We start from the raw sequence: 617 nt of genomic DNA on the forward strand, positions 1-617 counted from the left end.
GCATTTGCTCCTGATTTGGAGCTCCAATAATCTCGAAACTTTGCAATTTCGACTTTCACACGTTCGGGAGGCAAGCCCTCTGCAATGGCAAAATCGTAATCAGGTTCAAAATCCGCAGGCAATCGACAACCGCGATTAGCTTTGGATTGTTTTGCTTTTTTGAGAACGCTTTCTTGCTCGTGAATGGGAGGGGGGCTTTCTGATGATAATTCACTTTGCTCTGACACAAGCTCCAAAACCTGATCAGTGTTTTGATCAAAGCTCTCATCAATTTCTTTTTTTGCTAATACGATAGTATTAGTTTTTTTATTAATAATCTGATTCTGATTCTGATTAGCTTGATTTTGCTTAGCGTTTGCTTCAGCAAAAAAAACATTTTGCTTGCTGTTTGCTTCAGCAAAATCATCATTTTGCTTGTCATTTGCTTCAGCAAAATCATCATTTTGCTTGTCATTTGCTTCAGCAAAATCATTAACATATTGTTTTTTATTGATTTTTGCTTGTGCGCCTTTTTTACCAGCCTCACTTCGAGCTTGCGATATTTCATCATTTTTGTCGCAAAGATCTGTTAACTCTTCCTCAACGCGACAATTCCACAAATGTCCACTATCTGTTTG

Annotated in this window: 1 pseudogene; it reads right to left on the bottom strand. The window is 37.9% G+C overall.

Annotation, left to right across the window (positions count from 1 at the left end):
- A pseudogene (locus BN338_RS12350) lies at window positions 1–617 on the bottom strand (hypothetical protein); the annotation flags it as partial.

Source organism: Bartonella queenslandensis AUST/NH15 (assembly GCF_000312585.1).
Classification (GTDB): Bacteria; Pseudomonadota; Alphaproteobacteria; order Rhizobiales; family Rhizobiaceae; genus Bartonella; species Bartonella queenslandensis_A.